Annotated in this window: 15 protein-coding genes; 9 read left to right on the plus strand and 6 right to left on the minus strand. The window is 43.9% G+C overall.

Going from position 1 to position 19,111, the window contains the following annotated elements; genetic code table 11:
• Positions 1–240: 240 nt before the first annotated feature.
• From ADI76_RS08440 to ADI76_RS08450, 3 genes are all read right to left on the minus strand, one after another.
• The gene (locus tag ADI76_RS08440) at positions 241–2,580 is read right to left on the minus strand and encodes an endonuclease MutS2 (protein WP_049515787.1); all 2,340 of its coding nucleotides are present in this window, start codon (positions 2,578–2,580) and stop codon (positions 241–243) included.
• Between the two features lie 73 nt (positions 2,581–2,653).
• Complete coding sequence (locus ADI76_RS08445) at positions 2,654–3,208, minus strand: CvpA family protein (RefSeq protein WP_009731675.1); 555 nt, start codon at positions 3,206–3,208, stop codon at positions 2,654–2,656.
• 10 nt (positions 3,209–3,218) lie between these two features.
• Positions 3,219–3,509, minus strand: coding sequence for a hypothetical protein (locus tag ADI76_RS08450; protein ID WP_049515789.1), 291 nt, complete (start codon positions 3,507–3,509; stop codon positions 3,219–3,221).
• 136 nt (positions 3,510–3,645) lie between these two features.
• Here ADI76_RS08450 and rnhC point away from each other — a divergent pair, with 136 nt between their 5' ends.
• The 3 genes from rnhC (at position 3,646) to ADI76_RS08465 (ending at position 7,696) form a co-directional block, all read left to right on the plus strand.
• On the plus strand, positions 3,646–4,542 hold the full coding sequence (gene rnhC / locus ADI76_RS08455; RefSeq protein ID WP_049515791.1) for a ribonuclease HIII: 897 nt from the start codon (positions 3,646–3,648) through the stop codon (positions 4,540–4,542).
• 3 nt (positions 4,543–4,545) lie between these two features.
• The gene (gene lepB, locus ADI76_RS08460) at positions 4,546–5,196 is read left to right on the plus strand and encodes a signal peptidase I (protein ID WP_014713905.1); all 651 of its coding nucleotides are present in this window, start codon (positions 4,546–4,548) and stop codon (positions 5,194–5,196) included.
• Positions 5,197–5,263: 67 nt separating this feature from the next.
• Positions 5,264–7,696, plus strand: a complete 2,433-nt coding sequence (locus ADI76_RS08465; RefSeq protein WP_049515792.1) for an ATP-dependent RecD-like DNA helicase — start codon at positions 5,264–5,266, stop codon at positions 7,694–7,696.
• Between the two features lie 8 nt (positions 7,697–7,704).
• On the opposite strand, the gene dinB is transcribed toward ADI76_RS08465, so the two are convergent.
• Positions 7,705–8,811 carry a DNA polymerase IV gene (dinB, locus tag ADI76_RS08470; protein WP_049515794.1) on the minus strand — a complete coding sequence of 369 codons (1,107 nt, stop codon included), beginning with the start codon at positions 8,809–8,811 and terminating at the stop codon, positions 7,705–7,707.
• 260 nt (positions 8,812–9,071) lie between these two features.
• On the opposite strand from dinB, the gene pflB reads away from it, so the two are divergent.
• From pflB to ADI76_RS08500, 6 genes are all read left to right on the plus strand, one after another.
• The gene (pflB, locus tag ADI76_RS08475) at positions 9,072–11,387 is read left to right on the plus strand and encodes a formate C-acetyltransferase (protein WP_049515796.1); all 2,316 of its coding nucleotides are present in this window, start codon (positions 9,072–9,074) and stop codon (positions 11,385–11,387) included.
• 418 nt (positions 11,388–11,805) lie between these two features.
• The gene (locus tag ADI76_RS08480; RefSeq protein WP_049515797.1) at positions 11,806–12,564 is read left to right on the plus strand and encodes a threonine/serine exporter family protein; all 759 of its coding nucleotides are present in this window, start codon (positions 11,806–11,808) and stop codon (positions 12,562–12,564) included.
• 4 nt (positions 12,565–12,568) lie between these two features.
• On the plus strand, positions 12,569–13,036 hold the full coding sequence (locus tag ADI76_RS08485) for a threonine/serine exporter family protein (RefSeq protein WP_049515799.1): 468 nt from the start codon (positions 12,569–12,571) through the stop codon (positions 13,034–13,036).
• 324 nt (positions 13,037–13,360) lie between these two features.
• Positions 13,361–13,585, plus strand: a complete 225-nt coding sequence (locus ADI76_RS08490) for a hypothetical protein (RefSeq protein ID WP_049515801.1) — start codon at positions 13,361–13,363, stop codon at positions 13,583–13,585.
• 193 nt (positions 13,586–13,778) lie between these two features.
• Entirely contained in the window at positions 13,779–14,951 is a 1,173-nt protein-coding gene (locus tag ADI76_RS08495; RefSeq protein WP_049515803.1) for a hydroxymethylglutaryl-CoA synthase, read from the plus strand.
• Entirely contained in the window at positions 14,951–16,213 is a 1,263-nt protein-coding gene (locus ADI76_RS08500) for a hydroxymethylglutaryl-CoA reductase, degradative (protein WP_049515805.1), read from the plus strand. The genes ADI76_RS08495 and ADI76_RS08500 overlap by 1 nt, the downstream gene beginning before the upstream one ends.
• A 48-nt stretch (positions 16,214–16,261) precedes the next feature.
• Here ADI76_RS08500 and ADI76_RS08505 read toward each other — a convergent pair whose 3' ends face one another.
• Positions 16,262–17,089 carry a PrsW family glutamic-type intramembrane protease gene (locus ADI76_RS08505; protein ID WP_024056383.1) on the minus strand — a complete coding sequence of 276 codons (828 nt, stop codon included), beginning with the start codon at positions 17,087–17,089 and terminating at the stop codon, positions 16,262–16,264.
• Positions 17,082–18,743 carry a C69 family dipeptidase gene (locus ADI76_RS08510; RefSeq protein WP_049515807.1) on the minus strand — a complete coding sequence of 554 codons (1,662 nt, stop codon included), beginning with the start codon at positions 18,741–18,743 and terminating at the stop codon, positions 17,082–17,084. Before ADI76_RS08510 ends, ADI76_RS08505 begins: the two co-directional genes overlap by 8 nt.
• Between the last annotated feature and the right edge of the window lie 368 nt (positions 18,744–19,111).

Here is a 19,111-nt window from a genome sequence, read left to right on the forward strand (position 1 = left end):
TCAGCGAACTTCGAAGAAGTTCCATGACTAATTATTGAGCCTAAGGTCTCAATAATTCCGAGTACCTGAAACTGTATTGTTTCAGGTACTTTTCTCACGGCGGAAAGTTTCGGTATTTTCTTAATTCATTCTAAGAATTGGAACATATTTATATTTCTTTGCAGAATTACTTAACTTATTTTTCTTTAAAAAATTTAGTCTACATTCTAAACCCTAGCTAATGAAAAGCTAGGGCTTAACTTATCCTTTAAACGTAACAATGGTTGCGCCACTTCCACCCGCATTTTGTGGGGCATATTCAAAACTCTTGACATGCTTGTTGCGGCGGAGGTATTTGGTCACCCCTTCACGGATGACCCCTGTCCCGATCCCGTGGATGATATCGACTTGGGCCATGTTGTTGAGCAGAGCCTGATCGATAAAACCATCTAGCTCTTGCATGGCCTCTTCATAGCGTTTCCCACGGAGGTCCAGACGCGCTCTCGGTCCGCTCGTGTTGGAGCGCTTGACGACATTCACCTGGCGTTTCTTAGGTTGAGCAGCTTCTTTTTCAACCTTGATAAGGTTGAATTCTTTTTCTTCCAAGGTCATCTTGATCAAGCCGACTTGCGCCTCCCAGCGCCCATCTTTGAGTTGCTTGACTAGGGTCCCGCGTTGCCCATAGCTGATAACCAGGATCTCATCTCCTACCTTAGGAGCGCGCGCCTTCTTGGCTTTTTTCAAGACCTTATTTTTAGAAAGATCGACGGTCTCAGGAGCTAGTTTTTTCAACTGAGCCTTGGCCTCAATGATCTCATGTGGCTTCAACTGGGATTTAGCGTGAAGACCTTGAAGGATGCGGTCACTCTCTGAAAGTGCCATGTCCACAATTTCCTTGGCTTCTTCTCTTGCCTTATTGAGCTCTGTTTCCCTCTCCCGAGTCAGTTCGTTATAGAGCTTTCGAAGAGCGCGATTGAATTTGAGATTTTCTTGCTCCACTTCTTGAATGGTATCCAAGCGCTTGCGACTCTCTAAGGTCTGCGCCTCCAGTTTTTCAATAATCTGATTGACATCATTGTCCGTATTGGTCATCTTCATGGCATCCTGGATAATGGTCTCAGATAAGCCCAAACGACGGGCGATCTCAAAGGCATTGGAGCGACCAGGTACCCCTTGCATGAAGCGATAGGTCGGACGAAGACTCGCTGTGTCAAACTCCATGCTGGCATTTTGCACCCCTGCAGTCTCAATCCCGTAGGCCTTGAGCTCTGGATAGTGGGTCGTCGCCATGGTCTTAATCCCGCGTAAGCGCAGGTCTTCTAGGATGGCAATAGCAAGGCCAGCCCCTTCTTGAGGATCGGTTCCAGCTCCTAACTCATCCAGAAGGATCAAGGAGGCAGTATCTACTTGATGTAAGATCGATACGATATTGGTCATATGACTGGAGAAGGTCGACAAGCTCTGCTCGATCGATTGTTCATCTCCAATATCTGCAAAGACTTGTGAGAAGATGCCCACACGACTACCTGGATCTGCTAGGATGGGAAGACCAGACTGGGCCATAATTTGCGCTAGTCCCAGCGTTTTTAGTATGATGGTTTTCCCCCCTGTATTGGGACCGGTAATCACGATTTCAGTCAAGTCCTCGGTAAAATGCAGGTCATTCGCGACGGCATTTTCAATCAAGGGATGACGTAGTTGCAAGAGCTGAATAGAGCGATTACTGCTAACCTCTGGTACCACTGCCTTGAAATCACGCATAAACCGATACTTGGCCTTGATCAAGTCCAAGTGACCGATAATCCAGGCGTTGTTAGCAATCTCTGCCGCATGGGGGCGCAGGCTGTCAGACAATTCCTCCAGAATCTGAATGATTTCATACCGTTCATCTGCCCGGTGGTTGGCGATTTCTTCATTGAGATTGACCACTGCACGAGGTTCGATATAAACGGTATTCCCACTGGCTGAGATATCGTGGACCACCCCTGCAATCCGGTTGCGATAGGTGTTTTTTACCGGTAGAACATTGCGTCCATTCCGGCTAGCAATCACAGCATCCGCCAACATATCGGCCTTGCTTTTCAGCAGGTCTTGTAGAATCTCTCTGACCTGGTGTTCATTTTCCTGGATGCGGCGACGAATTTTGGCCAATTTTTCGCTGGCAAAAGACTCGACAAAGCCTCCTTCGTTGATAGCTTGAAGCCCACCTTGTAGGCGAGGAAGATCCACCAAGTTGTCAAAGAGGCGATGGAGTCTTTCCAGACGAACATTTTCCAAGTTGTCGTAGAAATCCTTGAGCTCATGCGTCACCCGAAGGACTGCTTTTAGCGCTAATAATTCATCGATATTGAGGGCCGCCTCCATCTCCAAACGCTTGGCCACTGGACGGACATCTTGAATGGTCGACACGGCAAAACGAGGCTCTTCCAAGAGGATCTGCTCCATATCTTCTAGCTCCATAAAGGCCGTTTCGATGGTTTCTTTTTTATCAGTTGGAGTAAGGACTGCTAGCTCCATCTCCCCTTGTTCTGTCTGTAGATAGGGTTCAAAAAGTTGCTTGACCTTGTCAAACTCCAGAATATCTAAGATTTTTTTATTCATGTTTCTCCTACAAAAAAAGTGAGCGTCCTTCCTTGAATCGGACTTGTCTCACTCCTTTCTTCATTTTTGCTCCTTAAGCTCCGATAATCGCAGTCACCCACAAGTTGTGGAACAGACTGGAACTGATCGGGGTATGAAGGATGATAAAGCGGATCAATCCACTTGCATTTAGTCTATTTTGGATGGAAGCCATGGGAACCGTTGAGAGAACAGTCAAGCCCATCTGAATCACCAAGAGGGTTATCACGACGGCGATCACACCTGCTCCAATTTGATACTTGCGATCCTCCAATTTTTCTGGCTGGGGAACCAAGTGCATAAAGATTCCAATCACGCGGCCGATCAAATAAACCAGCACAAAAATCAACACATAAGCCATCCCTGCATAAAAGATGTCATCTAATTGAAACAGGTAGCGGTTGGCATAAAAATAATTTACCGATTGCTGGGTGGGACTCGAAAAAGGAACCCATAGAGACAAAACCTTAGCCAGTCCCTTGTAGCTACCACCTGCAATCAAGAGGGCTACCAAGGTCACTAGAAAGTAATAGGACTGGAGGATGATGCCTCTTGCATAGCCAATATAAAAGCTCCATGCCAAAATCAATAAGATTAAGAAAGTTAACATGTATCTCCTCTTATTTGGATGATTTATCCTTTAAGTCGTCTAAAGCTTTGCGACGAAAATCATCTAATTCTGTTTCTTTGTCGTCAAACTCAATCTCGCGATTCAGCTGCATAGACAAACTATTTACTGCCAATAAGATAGCGATGGTTTCATCATCTGCTTCTGGCATTTGTTCCTTAATTGCTTGGTATTTTTCTTTCGCAACACGTTCGACTTCTTCCATAAACAAATTATCATGGTTGGTTGTTAAAGTGAGCGCTTTGTCTCCAAATGTAAATTTATATCTATTTAAGCTCGCCATAAAAATCACCTCACGGTATTATACCAAAAAAGGCTAGCTTTGTCAGTAGCAAAGCCCCTCTTCACAGGGATTTTCCAGTGGATTCTTTCTTTCTTTTTGCTCCCTCTCTCCCTGAATTTGTGGTACAATAGTGGTTATGGAAAGTATGACACTCACTCCAACACAGGAGCAAATTCTTGATTTTGTCCATACCTATCGCAGTTCTCTCACTCAAAGCAAGAACCCTCATATGGATTATTTCTTTCGACTAGAGGGAGCGACCGTTTCGATCTACAAGTCTGGAAAGGTCCTGCTCCAGGGCAATGACCTCACTCCTTACCTGACCTTTTTCGGGCAAGATGCTGGGAACCTTAAGCGTTCTACTTCATCTGCACGACAAGATCTAGCCATGATCGGAACCGATGAGGTCGGAAACGGCTCTTATTTTGGTGGACTCACCGTTGTCGCATCCTTTGTCACACCTGACCAGCACGACTGGCTCAAAAAGCTTGGTGTTGGTGATTCGAAGACCTTGGATGATCGAAAAATTCAGCAATTGGCTCCTCTCCTTGAGGAAAATATCCAGCACCAAGCACTCTTATTGTCTCCAAAGAAGTACAACGAAGTGATCGCTTCTGGTTACAATGCTGTTTCGGTCAAAGTAGCCCTGCACAATCAGGCCATCTACCTTCTGTTAAATAAAGGAGTCCAAGCAGAGCGAATTGTGATTGATGCCTTTACAACTGCTAAAAACTACCAAAAATACGTAAAAGCTGAAAAAAATCAGGTCACGCAAGCCATTGAGTTGGAAGAAAAAGCCGAAAGCAAGTATCTAGCTGTGGCAGTTAGCTCCATCATCGCTCGCAATCTCTTCCTTCAAAATCTGGAAGATCTGGGCAAGGAACTGGGATTTAATCTCCCTAGTGGAGCAGGGGCCAAATCAGACCAAGTCGCTGCTAAATTACTCCAGACCTACGGGATGAAAGCTCTGGATTATTGTGCCAAACTCCATTTTAAAAACACAGAAAAAGCAAAGAAATTACTAGAAAGATAAGTCATGTCAAAAAGAAGTTCAAAACATACATCGAGCTCACCTGTGGTGAGATTCCTTAAAGAATGGGGCCTCTTCAGTATCATTGTTGGTCTCATCATCGCCTCTCGCATTTACCTCTGGGCTCCGGTCAAGGTAGATGGCCATTCGATGGATCCGACCCTGGCCGATAGCGAGTACCTCCTTGTGGTCAACCACCTCTCAATCGATCGTTTCGACATTGTTGTTGCCAGTGAAAAAGATGACGACGGTAAAACCAAGGACATCGTCAAGCGGGTCATCGGTCTTCCTGGAGATACCATCCAATATGATAACGATACCCTCTACATCAACGGGAAAAAGACCAATGAGCCTTATTTGAAAAACTATATCGCTCGTTTCAAAAAAGATAAATTGCAATCGACCTACACTGGAAAAGGATTTGAAGAAAACGGAGAACTCTTCCGCCAACTGGCCAATACAGCTCAAGCCTTTACAGTGGACAAGGATGGCAATCCTAAATTTACTTTAAAGTTGCTTGACGATGAATATCTCTTACTTGGAGATGACCGGATCGTTTCAAAGGATAGCCGTCAGGTCGGAGCTTTCAAAAAAGAACAAATCAAAGGGCAAGCCGTCTTTAGACTATGGCCTATCTACCCTTTCAAAACTTATTAGTATAGATCAACAGACTGAGGCTGAGACAAGTATGTCCCAGCCTTGCTTTATAAAAAGGAAAGAAATGATGGAATATTATTTTTCTGGTACTATTGAGCGCATTATTTTTGAAAATCCCAGTAGTTTTTTTCGAATCCTCCTGCTCGACATTAGCGATACCGACGCCGAAGACTTTGATGATTTTGAGATTATTGTGACGGGCACCATGGCAGATATCATGGAAGGCGAAGACTACACCTTCTGGGGGGAGCTGGTCCATCATCCTAAATACGGAGAACAGCTCAAAATCAGTCGCTATGAACGGGCAAAACCCTCTAGCAAGGGCTTAGTGAAGTATTTTTCCAGCGATCATTTCAAGGGAATTGGTCTCAAAACAGCTCAAAAAATCGTCGATCTCTATGGAGAAGACACCATTGATAAAATTCTGGAAGCCCCTGAAAAATTAGAAGACATCACAGGCCTCTCCAAGAAAAACCGCCTGGCTTTTGTGGATAAACTCCGTCAGAATTACGGAACGGAGCGTATTCTCGCCCAACTAGCCAATTATGGCATTCCCAATAAACTAGCCTTTCAAATCCAGGATTTCTACAAGGAAGAAACGCTCCAGATCGTGGAGCAACAGCCCTACCAATTGGTAGAAGACATCCAAGGCATGGGCTTTAAAATCGCGGACCAACTAGCAGAAGAATTGGGCATTGCAAGTGACGCCCCCGAGCGTTTCCGCGCGGGTCTGATTCATAGTCTCTTCAGCTACTCTATCGAGACTGGAAATACCTATATTGAAGCCAAGGACCTCCTGCGCTATAGCATTGACCTTTTGGAATCAGCGCGTCCAGTAGAATTGGATCCTTCCACTGTCGCCCAAGAATTAGGCCACCTCATCGAGGAAGACAAGGTCCAAAACGTGGACACCAAGATCTTTGACAACAGCCTTTTCTTTGCGGAAGAAGGGATTCGCAGTCACATTGGCCGATTGCTGGAAAAAGGAAAGCAGACTTCATTTGACCCTGAGAAAATCAACCAGGCAATTAAAGAGGTTGAAAAAGATCTGGGGATTCACTACGATGCGATTCAAAAAGAGGCGATTCACCAAGCAATTCAAAATAAGGTCTTTATCCTCACTGGGGGACCGGGAACAGGAAAAACCACCGTTATCAATGGGATGATCAGTGTCTATGCCCAACTCCACCAGTTGGATCTGCGGAAGAAAAAAGACTTGCCGATTCTGCTGGCTGCTCCAACGGGACGGGCAGCCCGGCGCATGAATGAGCTGACAGGACTTCCGAGTGCCACCATCCACCGCCATTTGGGGATGACAGGAGATGATGACACCAGCCACTTAGAGGACTATCTGGACGCAGACTTTATCATTGTAGACGAGTTTTCTATGGTCGATACCTGGCTGGCTAATCAATTAGTCAGCAACATCGCAACCGATACCAAACTCTTGATTGTGGGAGATGCCGACCAATTACCATCCGTCAGTCCTGGACAGGTCCTAGCGGATCTCTTGCAGATCCCAAGCATCCCTCAGACCAAGCTCGAACATATTTTCCGTCAGAGTGAAGATTCGACCATTGTCTCACTTGCAGGAGACATTCGCCAGGGCAAGCTTCCTCAAGATTTCACAGAACGAAAAGCCGACCGCTCTTATTTCGAAGCCGGAAGCGAACACATCCCTAAGATGATCGAACAGATCACCTCTGCCGCCCTTCGCAGTCAGATCCCGGCTCGAGATATCCAAGTCTTGGCACCGATGTACAAGGGCCAGGCCGGCATTGACAACATCAATACACTCATGCAAGACCTTCTCAATCCAGCTGTCAAAGATCAGATCGTCTTTGAGACGCCAGACTGCCAATACCGCGATGGAGACAAGGTTATCCATCTGGTCAATGATGCAGAAAGCAATGTCTTTAATGGAGATATTGGCTACATTACCGATCTTCTCCCCGGAAAATATACAGAATCGAAGCAAGATGAATTGACTATCCAATTTGATGGCAATGAAATCGTCTACCCGCGCAATGAATGGTACAAGATTCGCTTAGCCTATGCGATGAGTATTCACAAATCGCAAGGAAGCGAATTTCCTGTGGTGATTTTACCCATTACTAATCAAAGCCACCGGATGTTGCAGCGTAATTTGATCTATACCGCCATCACGCGCTCTAAGAGCAAACTCATCCTCTTAGGAGAATACAGCGCCTTTGATTACGCCACTAAAAATACAGGTACAGCGCGCAAGACCTACTTAGTGGAGCGCTTCAAGGACCTGGACGGAGGCGAAGCCACCACAGACTATTCTTCATCCGTTGCAACGGCTTCTGCTACAGTCGAATCTGCACGAAGCAAGGAAGAAACTGTTGAAACGAAAACAGAGACGTCTAAGCCTACTGTCTATCGACTAACAGAAGACAATCTCCACGCCATCTCGCCTATGATTGGACTAACAGAAGAAGAGATTGCAGCCTTCTTTGATATCAAAAAAGACGACTAGTGAACAGACTAGTTGTCTTTTTCTTCCTCTACCAGAGGCAGTTCAGTATGATCAACAAAGTTGGTCATGGTGACACCCAAGAGGCGGATTCCTGTATTTATCGATTCGATTTCTTGAAAAATGTGACGCGCTGAACGATTGATGCGCTCAGCATCTCGCGTTGGCTCCGTCAAGGTGATCCGCTTAGTCAAGGTGGTAAAGTCTCCATAGCGCACTTTTAAGACCAAGGTCTTTCCTTGCTTACCATGTTTTTCCAGCGATTGGGCCACCTTACTGGACAGATTGGCAATTTCTTCTAAAATATCATCTTCTGCATAAAGGAGCTTGCGGTAGGTCCGCTCTTTTCCGATCGACTTGCGGATGCGATGACTTTTGACAGGGCTATTATGAATCCCTCGCGCCTTTCGAAAGAGATCATAGCCAAATCGCCCAAACCGATCAATCAAAGTCATCTCCGGGATGGCTAAAAGATCCGCGCCAGTATAGACACCCATCTCATGTAGTCTCTCTACTGTCTTCTTTCCTACTCCATGAAATTTGGCAATATCCATTTGGCTCAGGAAATCCTCAGCGTCCTCCGGTAAGACCACCGTTAGGCCACGGGGTTTTTGGTAGTCACTTGCCATCTTGGCCAAAAACTTATTATAAGAAACACCCGCTGAAGCTGTGAGATGCAGCTCTTCCCAGATAGCATGCTGAATCAAGCGGGCGATTTTGACAGCTGATTTGCTCTGGATTTTATTTTCCGTCACATCTAGATAGGCTTCATCAATACTCATGGGCTCAATTAGATCTGTATAACGCTTGAAAATCTCACGGACCTGCTCACCTACTTCTCGGTATTTCTCATAATTTCCAGATATAAAAATGGCTTGAGGACAAAGGTCCAGCGCTTCTTTAGAGCTCATAGCTGAATGAATGCCATATTTCCTTGCTTCATAGTTACAAGTCGAGACAACACCTCTCCCTCCTGACTGACGAGGGTCCTGGCCAATCACGACAGGCTTGCCCTTCAAACTAGGGTTGTCTCTTTCTTCGACGGCAGCAAAAAATGCATCCATATCAATATGAATAATCTTGCGACTGGTATCATTCACTAATGGAAATATCAGCATTTTTCACCCTCCTTTCTTTCTATTATAGGAAGAAAATTTCAGAATTGCAAAAATCGGCTCTCCAGAAAACATGAAAATTGTTGAAAAACTGTGTTTGTTTTCAAAAATATAGTACAGTATCGCAGAGGATTTGAAACTGTATTACAAAAGAATCTGTTGTTTTTCGCAATTCGCCTTTGTGTAACCGATTTCTGTATGGTATACTACTATTGTAAGTGCAACAGATATAGTTGCTAGAAAGACAATAGAGGAAAATAAAAATGGTTGTTAAAACAGTCGTTGAAGCACAAGATATTTTTGACAAAGCCTGGGAAGGCTTCAAAGGTGAAGATTGGAAAGAAAAAGCAAGCGTTTCTCGCTTCGTTCAAGCTAACTACACACCATATGATGGAGATGAAAGCTTCCTAGCTGGTCCAACTGAACGTTCTCTTCACATCAAAAAAATTGTTGAAGAAACGAAAGCTCATTATGAAGAAACTCGTTTCCCATACGATAACCGTCCAACATCTATCGCTGATATCGCAGCTGGATATATCGATAAAGAAAACGAAGTGATCTTCGGTATCCAAAATGATGAATTGTTCAAATTGAACTTTATGCCTCGTGGTGGTATCCGTATGGCGGAAACTACTTTGAAAGAAAATGGATACGAACCAGATCCTACAGTTCATGAAATCTTCACAAAATACGTTACAACTGTAAACGACGGTATCTTCCGCGCTTACACTTCTAACATCCGTCGTGCTCGTCACGCTCACACTGTAACTGGTCTTCCAGATGCATACTCTCGTGGACGTATCATCGGGGTTTATGCTCGTTTGGCTCTTTACGGTGCTGACTACTTGATGGCTGAAAAAGCAAACGACTGGAACTCGATTACTGAAATCGACGAAGAATCAATCCGTCTTCGTGAAGAAGTAAACCTTCAATACCAAGCACTTCAAGAAGTTGTTAAATTGGGTGACCTTTATGGTGTAGACGTACGTCGTCCTGCCTTCGATACAAAAGAAGCAATCCAATGGACAAACATCGCCTTCATGGCTGTCTGCCGTGTGATCAACGGTGCTGCTACTTCTCTTGGACGTGTGCCAATCGTTTTGGATATCTACGCTGAACGTGACTTGGCTCGTGGTACTTACACTGAATCTGAAATCCAAGAATTCGTTGACGATTTCGTTATGAAATTGCGTACTGTTAAATTTGCTCGTACAAAAGCTTACGACCAATTGTACTCAGGTGACCCAACCTTCATCACAACTTCTATGGCTGGTATGGGTAACGACGGACGTCACCGTGTTACTAAGATGGACTTCCGTTTCTTGAACACTTTGGACAACATCGGTAACTCTCCAGAACCAAACTTGACAGTTCTTTGGACTGACAAATTGCCATACAGCTTCCGTCGCTACTGTATGCACATGAGCCACAAACACTCTTCTATCCAATACGAAGGTGTAACTACTATGGCTAAAGACGGATACGGTGAAATGAGCTGTATCTCATGTTGTGTATCTCCACTTGACCCAGAAAATGAAGAACAACGCCACAACATTCAGTACTTCGGTGCTCGTGTAAACGTGCTTAAAGCTCTTCTTACTGGTTTGAACGGTGGTTACGACGACGTTCATAAAGACTACAAAGTATTTGACATCGATCCTATCCGTGACGAAGTTCTTGAATTCGAATCTGTTAAAGCAAACTTCGAAAAATCTCTTGACTGGTTGACAGACACTTACGTAGATGCTTTGAACATCATCCACTACATGACTGATAAGTACAACTACGAAGCTGTTCAAATGGCCTTCTTGCCAACTCACCAACGCGCTAACATGGGATTCGGTATCTGTGGATTCGCTAACACTGTTGATACTTTGTCAGCAATCAAATACGCTACTGTTAAACCAATCCGTGACGAAGATGGCTACATCTACGATTACGAAACAATCGGTGAATACCCACGTTGGGGTGAAGATGACCCACGTTCTAACGAATTGGCAGAATGGTTGATCGAAGCTTACACTACTCGTCTTCGCAGCCACAAACTTTACAAGAACGCTGAAGCAACTGTTTCACTTCTTACCATCACTTCTAACGTTGCATACTCTAAACAAACTGGTAACTCACCAGTCCACAAAGGTGTATACCTCAACGAAGATGGTTCTGTGAACTTGTCTAAACTTGAATTCTTCTCACCAGGTGCTAACCCATCTAACAAAGCTAAAGGTGGATGGTTGCAAAACTTGAACTCACTTGCTAGCCTTGACTTTGGTTATGCAGCTGATGGTATCTCATTGACAACTCAAGTATCACCTCGCGCTCTTGGTAAAACTCGTGACGAACAAGTTGATAACTTGGTAACAATCCTTGATGGTTACTTCGAAAACGGTGGACAACACGTTAACTTGAACGTTATGGACTTGAACGATGTTTACGAAAAGATCATGTCAGGTGAAGACGTAATCGTACGTATCTCTGGATACTGTGTAAACACTAAATACCTCACTCCAGAACAAAAAACTGAATTGACACAACGTGTCTTCCACGAAGTTCTTTCAATGGATGATGCATTGAGCTAAGATTCAAATAGGTCTTAAAAACCAGTCGGAAACGGCTGGTTTTTTCATCCCCATCGCAAGAGTATTCTGAATTTTAAAAGAGTTTAAGAGCCTACCATATAGGGTTTGACAGCGCTTTCTCCAAGTGTTATAGTAGAGCTGTAAATAAGATAGAAGGGGTGATCCTATGTTTTTAACATTTATTTTCGCTATTATTTGGCTCTTTATCCTGATTGCACTGATCTTTTTAGCAACCCTTCTCGTCCAGGATAGCACCGTGCAGCACCACCACCCGAGTTAACGAATGATAAACCTAAACAATAGCTATTCTAAACGAATTCAGAAAGGATAAGAAACAAACTAGAATTGTCAGATTTTAGTTCTGTCTCTCGTCCTTTTTTGCTATAATAGAAACAGATTATTTAGTAAGAAGGAAATTATGGAAGAGTCAAAACAGATCAACCAAGTGATCGACGTCCTGATGTTAGCTGGAACCCTCCTTATAGAGAGCGGTTCTGAGATTCACCGGGTCGAAGATACCATGATCCGGATCGCCCATTCACAGGGAATCGTCGATTGCAATGTTTTAGCGATGCCAGTCGCTATTTTCTTTTCAATTGAGAACGCCAATGTCACGCGCATGAAACGGATCTTGCGGACCAATTACAATATCGAAAAAGTCTGTGATGTCAACCAGATCTCTCGTCAACTAGTCTCTGGAGAGATGGATCTCGAGCACGCTTACCAGGCCCTGAGCGAGTTGAAAAAAAAGCGTGTTCCTTATACCAATCTCCAGTTGACCATTGCGGCAACCCTCAGTGCGCCTTTCTTCTCCATCATGTTTGGAGGAAATTTCTACGATGCCATTGGAGCGGGCATTGCAACTGTCTTTGCCTTTGCTTTTTCACTTGTCGTTGAGAAATACGTTCACATTCCTTTTGCCACTGCCTTTGCGGCCGCCTTTGTCTTTGGTTTTTTAGCCCATATCTGGACGCGCTATAGTGGTTTTCCTTCCAACACCGATCTCATTATCGCAGGCTGTGTCATGCCCTTCGTTCCTGGAATCGCTATGACCAATGCCGTCCGAGATCTCATGAATTACCACCTCAACTCTGGGATGAGCAAACTCTTTGAGACTCTCCTCATTACTCTTGCCCTTGGTGCCGGTACAACCGTTGCCCTTGTCCTTATGAAATAAAATCATGAACCTAACTGAATTTTTAATCCAAGCGGTGGCCAGTTTGATTGCCATCATCACCTTTTTAATCGTCCTAAATGTGCAGCGCTCCATGCTGATTCCTGGAGGAATCTTAGGGATGGGCATCTGGCTACTATACTATATTCTAAAAGGTCCTACCAATGTTATCGTAGCAACCTTTATCGCCGCTATTGTGGGATCCTGCATTAGTCAGATTTTAAGTATCGTTCTCAAGACGCCTGTCGTGGTCTTTATGCTGTCCATTCTCGCCCCTTTGGTTCCTGGATATATTTCCTATCGGACCACTTCCTTCTTTGTCAGTGGCCAATATCGACAGGCAGTAACCAGCGTGACACTGGTTGTTATCCTGGCCTTGGTCATCTCCATCGGGATGGCTAGCGGATCTGTCGTCTTGAAACTTTACCATTCCTACCAACGCTATCAAAAAAGAAAAATGACCAATGCCAACTAGCATATGTCATGTTGGTGACAAAGTCTTCTTAAAAACTTTCCTTAGGTCCAAAAATCCCGAGTGCTAGAAACACTATTGTTTCTAGCACTTTTCTCACAGCAGAAAGTTTTTGTATTTTCTTGATTCATTTTAAAAATTGGAACTCATTTTTATTTTTTTGAAGAATCGCTTCACTTATCTTAAAATAGTTTTTCTCCATTCAAACTAATGCAAAATAATATTGGTTTTTTAATTTCTATAAGTGTCATCGCTTGCATTTTTCCTTAAAAGGGATACAATGATAGTAAGAAAGCAAATCCTTTAAAGTATGCGAGGTGCTGTATGATGATAAACAAGTATATCAAGTATCTTCCTTATATGATTCTAGGAGCCCTCTCCTCCTATCTATTAGCGACTGATTATGCCCGCAATTCATTTGACTTGTTCTATCTGACCTTGAACTTTATGATTGTGGACATCGCTATACTCGTCTTCTACGAAAAAGTTCTAAAAGATAAATGCAAAGAACTCTTCATACGGGTCATGAGCAACCCTAAAAAAGATAGCTAAGCATAAGAGTTGAAAAGTCATCTGAGGATGGCTTTTTCTTATAGATTCTTTATTTTTTCTTTGAAACATTGCAAAATCGGTCCCGAGAATGATTTCCTTGCTGATCTAGTTTTTTCAAGGGAGTTTTACCCTTAAATATGGTAAAATAGTAACGAAATATACTAGTAGATATCAAATAAAAAAGAGGTTAAGAATGACAATTGGGATTGATAAGATTGGTTTTGCGACGAGCCCCTATGTCTTGCGTTTAGAAGATTTGGCTGCTGCTCGTGATACTGATCCCGAAAAACTGAGCAAGGGTCTTCTCTTAAAAGAACAAAGTGTTGCACCGATCACAGAAGACATCGTCACACTGGCTGCAACTGCTGCAGATGATATTTTGACAGATGAAGACAAACAAGCGATCGATATGGTGATTCTTGCGACGGAATCTGGGATTGACCAGAGTAAGGCCGCTGCTGTTTTTGTCCATGGTTTACTAGACATCCAGCCTTTTGCCCGCTCTTTTGAGATGAAAGAAGCTTGCTATGCTGCAACTGCTGCTTTGGATTATGCTAAACTCCATGTTGAAAAATCCCCGCATAGTAAGGTCTTGGTCATTGCCAGTGACATTGCTAAATATGGAATTGGAACTCCTGGTGAACCGACACAAGGGGCTGGAGCGGTTGCCATGCTGATCAGCCAAAATCCTCGTATTCTATCTTTTAACGATGATAATGTTGCCAAAACACGCGATGTGATGGATTTTTGGCGTCCAAATTATGCGACAACTCCCTTCGTGAATGGGATTTATTCAACGCAACAATATCTAGATTCTCTGAAAACAACCTGGGCAGAATACCAGAAACGGACTGGCCTTACCTTGACAGACTTTGCAGCCGTCTGCTTCCACTTGCCTTATCCGAAATTAGCTCTCAAGGGCTTGAAAAAAATCTTGGATAAGTCAGTATCAGAAGAGAAAAAAGATCAATTACAATACAATTTTGATCAATCGATTCTATACAGCCAACGCGTAGGAAATATCTACACTGGATCTCTTTTCTTAGGCTTGCTGTCACTACTGGAAAATCGTCCCCAACTCAAAGCCGGGGACCGAATCGCCATCTTTAGCTATGGAAGTGGAGCAGTTTCTGAGATCTTTAGTGCCAATCTCGTTCCTGGTTTTGAGCAACTCCTAGATCACAAACGTATGGACAAACTAGATCAACGGACGGTTCTTAGTGTTGCTGACTACGAACGACTCTTTTATGAGGAAGTAGATCTAGATCCTAGTGGCAATCAAGTGTTTGAGCCTGCTACGCTTCAAACTTATGCTTTGACAGAGATCAAGGAACACCAACGCACTTACCAGAAAGTAGAAAAATAATGGCACGATTACCAGGTTTTGCAAAACTTTCGCCCACTGAACGCATAGAGGCCTTACTGAAGGAAGGCCTCTTAACTTGGGATGAAGCACAGATCTTAAAAGAACAAAAGGGACTCCCCCTCTCTATTGCAGATCAACTGACGGAAAATGTCTTGTCGACCTTTGATCTGCCTTTTAGCCTCGCTCCTTATTTTCTGATCAATGGTCGTGACTATGTCCTTCCTATGGTCACAGAAGAGCCTTCCGTAGTTGCTGCAACCAGCTTTGCAGCCAAACTCATCCAACGTTCGGGCGGTTTCACCACCCAAGTGCACCAACGCCAAATGATCGGTGAGATTGCTCTGACAGATGTTAAGGATGTGGAAATGGCTAGCAAGCGCATCCTAGAAGACAAGGAAACTCTTCTTCAGCTAGCTAATGAAGCCTATCCTTCTATCGTCAAGCGTGGAGGCGGAGCAAGGGATCTTTGGGTCGAAAACAAGGGGGACTTTCTCATTGTCTACTTGGCTGTCGATCCTAAAGAGGCCATGGGGGCCAATATGCTCAACACCATGCTGGAAGCGCTGACCGATCGCATCCAAGAACTCTCTAGTGGTCAGGCCTTAATGGCGATTTTATCCAACTTGGCCACGCGCTCTTTGGTGAGTGCACGGTGCACTATCGATTTTAAAGCACTGAGTCGAAATCCTGAGGAAGCCATTGAGATTGCTCACCGGATGGAGCTAGCTAGCCAACTGGCTCAAGTGGATCCTTACCGTGCAGCCACTCATAACAAGGGAATTTTTAACGGGATTGATGCCCTGGTCCTTGCGACAGGTAATGACTGGCGGGCCATCGAAGCAGGAGCCCATGCCTATGCTGCACAAAGTGGTTCTTACAAGGGTTTGAGTCACTGGACAAGTCAGCCGGAAGAGAAAAAACTCTATGGAGAGATCACCCTACCAATGCCGGTTGCGACAAAAGGAGGCTCGATTGGCCTCAACCCTACGGTTCAAGTCAGCCACCGTTTACTAGGAGAACCTTCTGCTATCGAATTAGCCAGTATCATCGCTTCGCTCGGTTTGGCGCAGAATTTCGCTGCCTTGAAAGCCTTAGTGACTACAGGGATCCAAGCAGGACATATGAAACTCCAAGCACGCTCTCTAGCCCTGCTAGCAGGAGCCAAGGAAGAGGAAGTTCCCCGTCTGGTCAGCCAACTCCTTGAAAACAAACCCTTCAATTTAGAAAAAGCAAAAACACTCTTACAAGAATTGAGAAAATGAAAGAACTAAGACGCACGTCTTAGTTCTTTTGTGTTTGAAAAATTTGCCTTATTGTTTTAAAAATGGCAAATCGGGCTCTTTCTTGGTATAGAGCACCACTTCGATAAAGGTCCCTACTTGGACGGCAAAGAGCAGTCCGACGAGAAGATTAATCCGATGGTCTGTTTCATAAAATGGAGAATTCCATAAGAAGTGATTGGCTACTGTCGAGACAACACACCAGAGTCCAAAGAGTTTTTCCTTTTGCTGGGTCACTTGAGACAACAAGAGGAAGACACCAACGGATACAACAGCTGTATAGAGGGCGTGTGAAGCTAACCCACCAGAAATACGATTAATGGCCTCAGTAACGGCGGCTAATTGGCTAGTTTTTGTTTGGCGGGCAACGTACCCTAAGTCCTCAATGATTTGAAAACCAAAGCCAGAGCCCAAGCCGGCAATTAGAATTGCTTTTAGATCTTTTTTGCCAACCATCAAAACTACCCAAAAGGCAACTAGAGCCTTAAAGAATTCCTCTGAGAATGGGGCTGTCAAGGCATCGGTCCACTTGTTAAAGACAGTGGCATCCTTGATCACATGGCTATTCATAATATCGATCAAGCTATTACCTGAAAAGCTCAACCAGCCTGCTACGAAGGCACCCCCAAACATAGCAATCCATAAGAGATAGTTTGGGACAGACAACTGCTTGGCCAATCGTTTTGAAAAGAGATAGAGTGGGATAATAATAGCAGCTAAAACAGACAAGTTCAAGACCAAGTCTCTGCCTGCAGACTGGCTAAATTCTTGTTGAGAAAGATGACCGAGTTCAAACTCCAAGCCAATTCCTGCAAATAATAGAAAGAGATAGATCGAGACTCTTTGAATTTTAGTCATCTTGTTTTCCTCCCTTTTGTTTCTTTGAGCGAATTAGATAGATCACAATCGCTAGAAGGGTTGCTCCGAACAAGCCTGCTGCTAAAATGTAATCATAGTCAAAATCAACGAGATCAATTTTCTCTTCATAAGCAGCATCTTCTTCGTCATCTAGATCTTGCAGAGCACTTTTTCCGTGTTCATCTGCTACCTTTTGTTCTGCTTCTTTTCTAATTTCTTGCAAGCGTTCAAAGGTTTTCTCAGCTCTCGCTATTCCTTCCTCTGTTGCCTTCTTACTTGCTTCTTCAGGCTGAGAAGCAAGGGCAATTTGTTCCTGATCACTCAGATCTTGTTCAACCATCCACTGAGATTCCAATCGTTCCATTTCAGTACGAATCGCCCCATCTTCGAATAAATCAGGATACTTGGCTACAAGGTCATTGATTCTTGAAATGGTCCAATACCAGGAGCGGTCATTGTAATGATCGCCTAATTCTTGGTAGGCTTGATAGGTGTTGAGAATATTGCCATAGTACGGTAGGTATGGAGCATTTCGTGGACTACCCATCGACAGCCACATGGTGCCCCCACCCGCACTCGCTGGGACATCGTCTTTCAGTTGGAAAATATGGGCCTCCATGACATTTGGATTGGAAATAGGGTATTTATAAACCGCATCAAACTCTCCTTTTTTCGGAATGCCTTTTCCATCCAGCTCCATTTGATCCTGTGGTTTATATTTGGTTCCTTCCAAACGATTGCGTTGCAGATTCATGGCATCGCGGAGGGTTAATTTTCGATCGGTTGTATGAAGAAGGTCAAAGGACGCATCGTCATATTTAACAGGAGAGCTTGGGTCTAGAGATTTGATCCCCGACCAAACCCGCGAGCGATCTGCTTCTTGCAAAGGCGGATTATAGGATTGAGAAACGTGGAATTTTCCGTCCACTTCCTTATAGCTATTGGCTTCTTTGGCGACTTTTTCAAGATCTTTTGAAGCGATCGTGCGTTCGGTATCCGACAGATCTACATGCCCTAAGAAGAAGGTATTTGGAAAGACCGCAAACCGATCCTCTGGGAAGAGAATCGCTGCATATTGGTGACCAGATAGGATTTCCATATACCAGACGCCTTCTTTATCGGCAATGGTCACAATATTTCCTTCTGCAGCGCCTTTTTCTTCGACGATTTTAGCAATGAGTTCAACCCCTTCTCTTGCGGTTTTCACACTTGGGAGAACGATACTGGTCAAGCCCGATTCTGCGAGGCCATCCTTGACATAGGGATCCACCTTTTGGATCTTGTCATTTGCTGAAGCAGATACAGTGGCAGAAATGGAAACCCCATATTCGTTGAATCCTGCTTCGTCAAAAATCCCTTGTTCAGGGGTGACATCTGGGACCGCTGTATACTTATAGCTAATCTCAGGCAAGGGATATTGAAAACCGTTGGCAGCATCTTCAAAGATGGCTCCTTTTTTATTGTAGACACGCTCTCTAACCACAAAATTTTTATTATGGTTGGGCTCTAAATCTTCGGTACGCCCTACCAAGGTCGAACCGTCGGCAGTCAATTTCTTCCCGATGATGAACCCTGTACAAGCCTCAACAGGTTGAGCAATCAACAAAAGCGGAAGCAAGGCTGCTACAGCTGATCGAAAATAGTGCTTCTTCATCCTAAACTCCTTTTTAAAAATGTTTTTCCTTATTTAGTATACTCTTTTACAAGCCTGTTTTGCAAGCGATTCCAGCAACCGTAAACGATTCGTAAACTATCAGAATTTTTGAGGAGAACACTTTTTCAAAAAAAATAAAAAATTGGCTTATTTTGCCAATCCTAAACGAATAGGATCTAATTTTTAAGTAAAATAAGTTAAGTGATTCTTCAAAGAACTATAAAAGAGTTCTAATTTTCAAAATGAATCATAATATACGAAAACTTTCCGCCGAGAGAAAAGTGCCTGAAACGTTTTTGTTTCAGGCACTCGGGAGTTTTGAAACCTTAGGTTCAAAACTAAGTCATGGAACTTCGTAGAAGTTCGCT

Origin of the sequence: Streptococcus parasanguinis, assembly GCF_001074805.1 — a bacterium.
GTDB lineage: Bacteria > Bacillota > Bacilli > Lactobacillales > Streptococcaceae > Streptococcus > Streptococcus parasanguinis_A.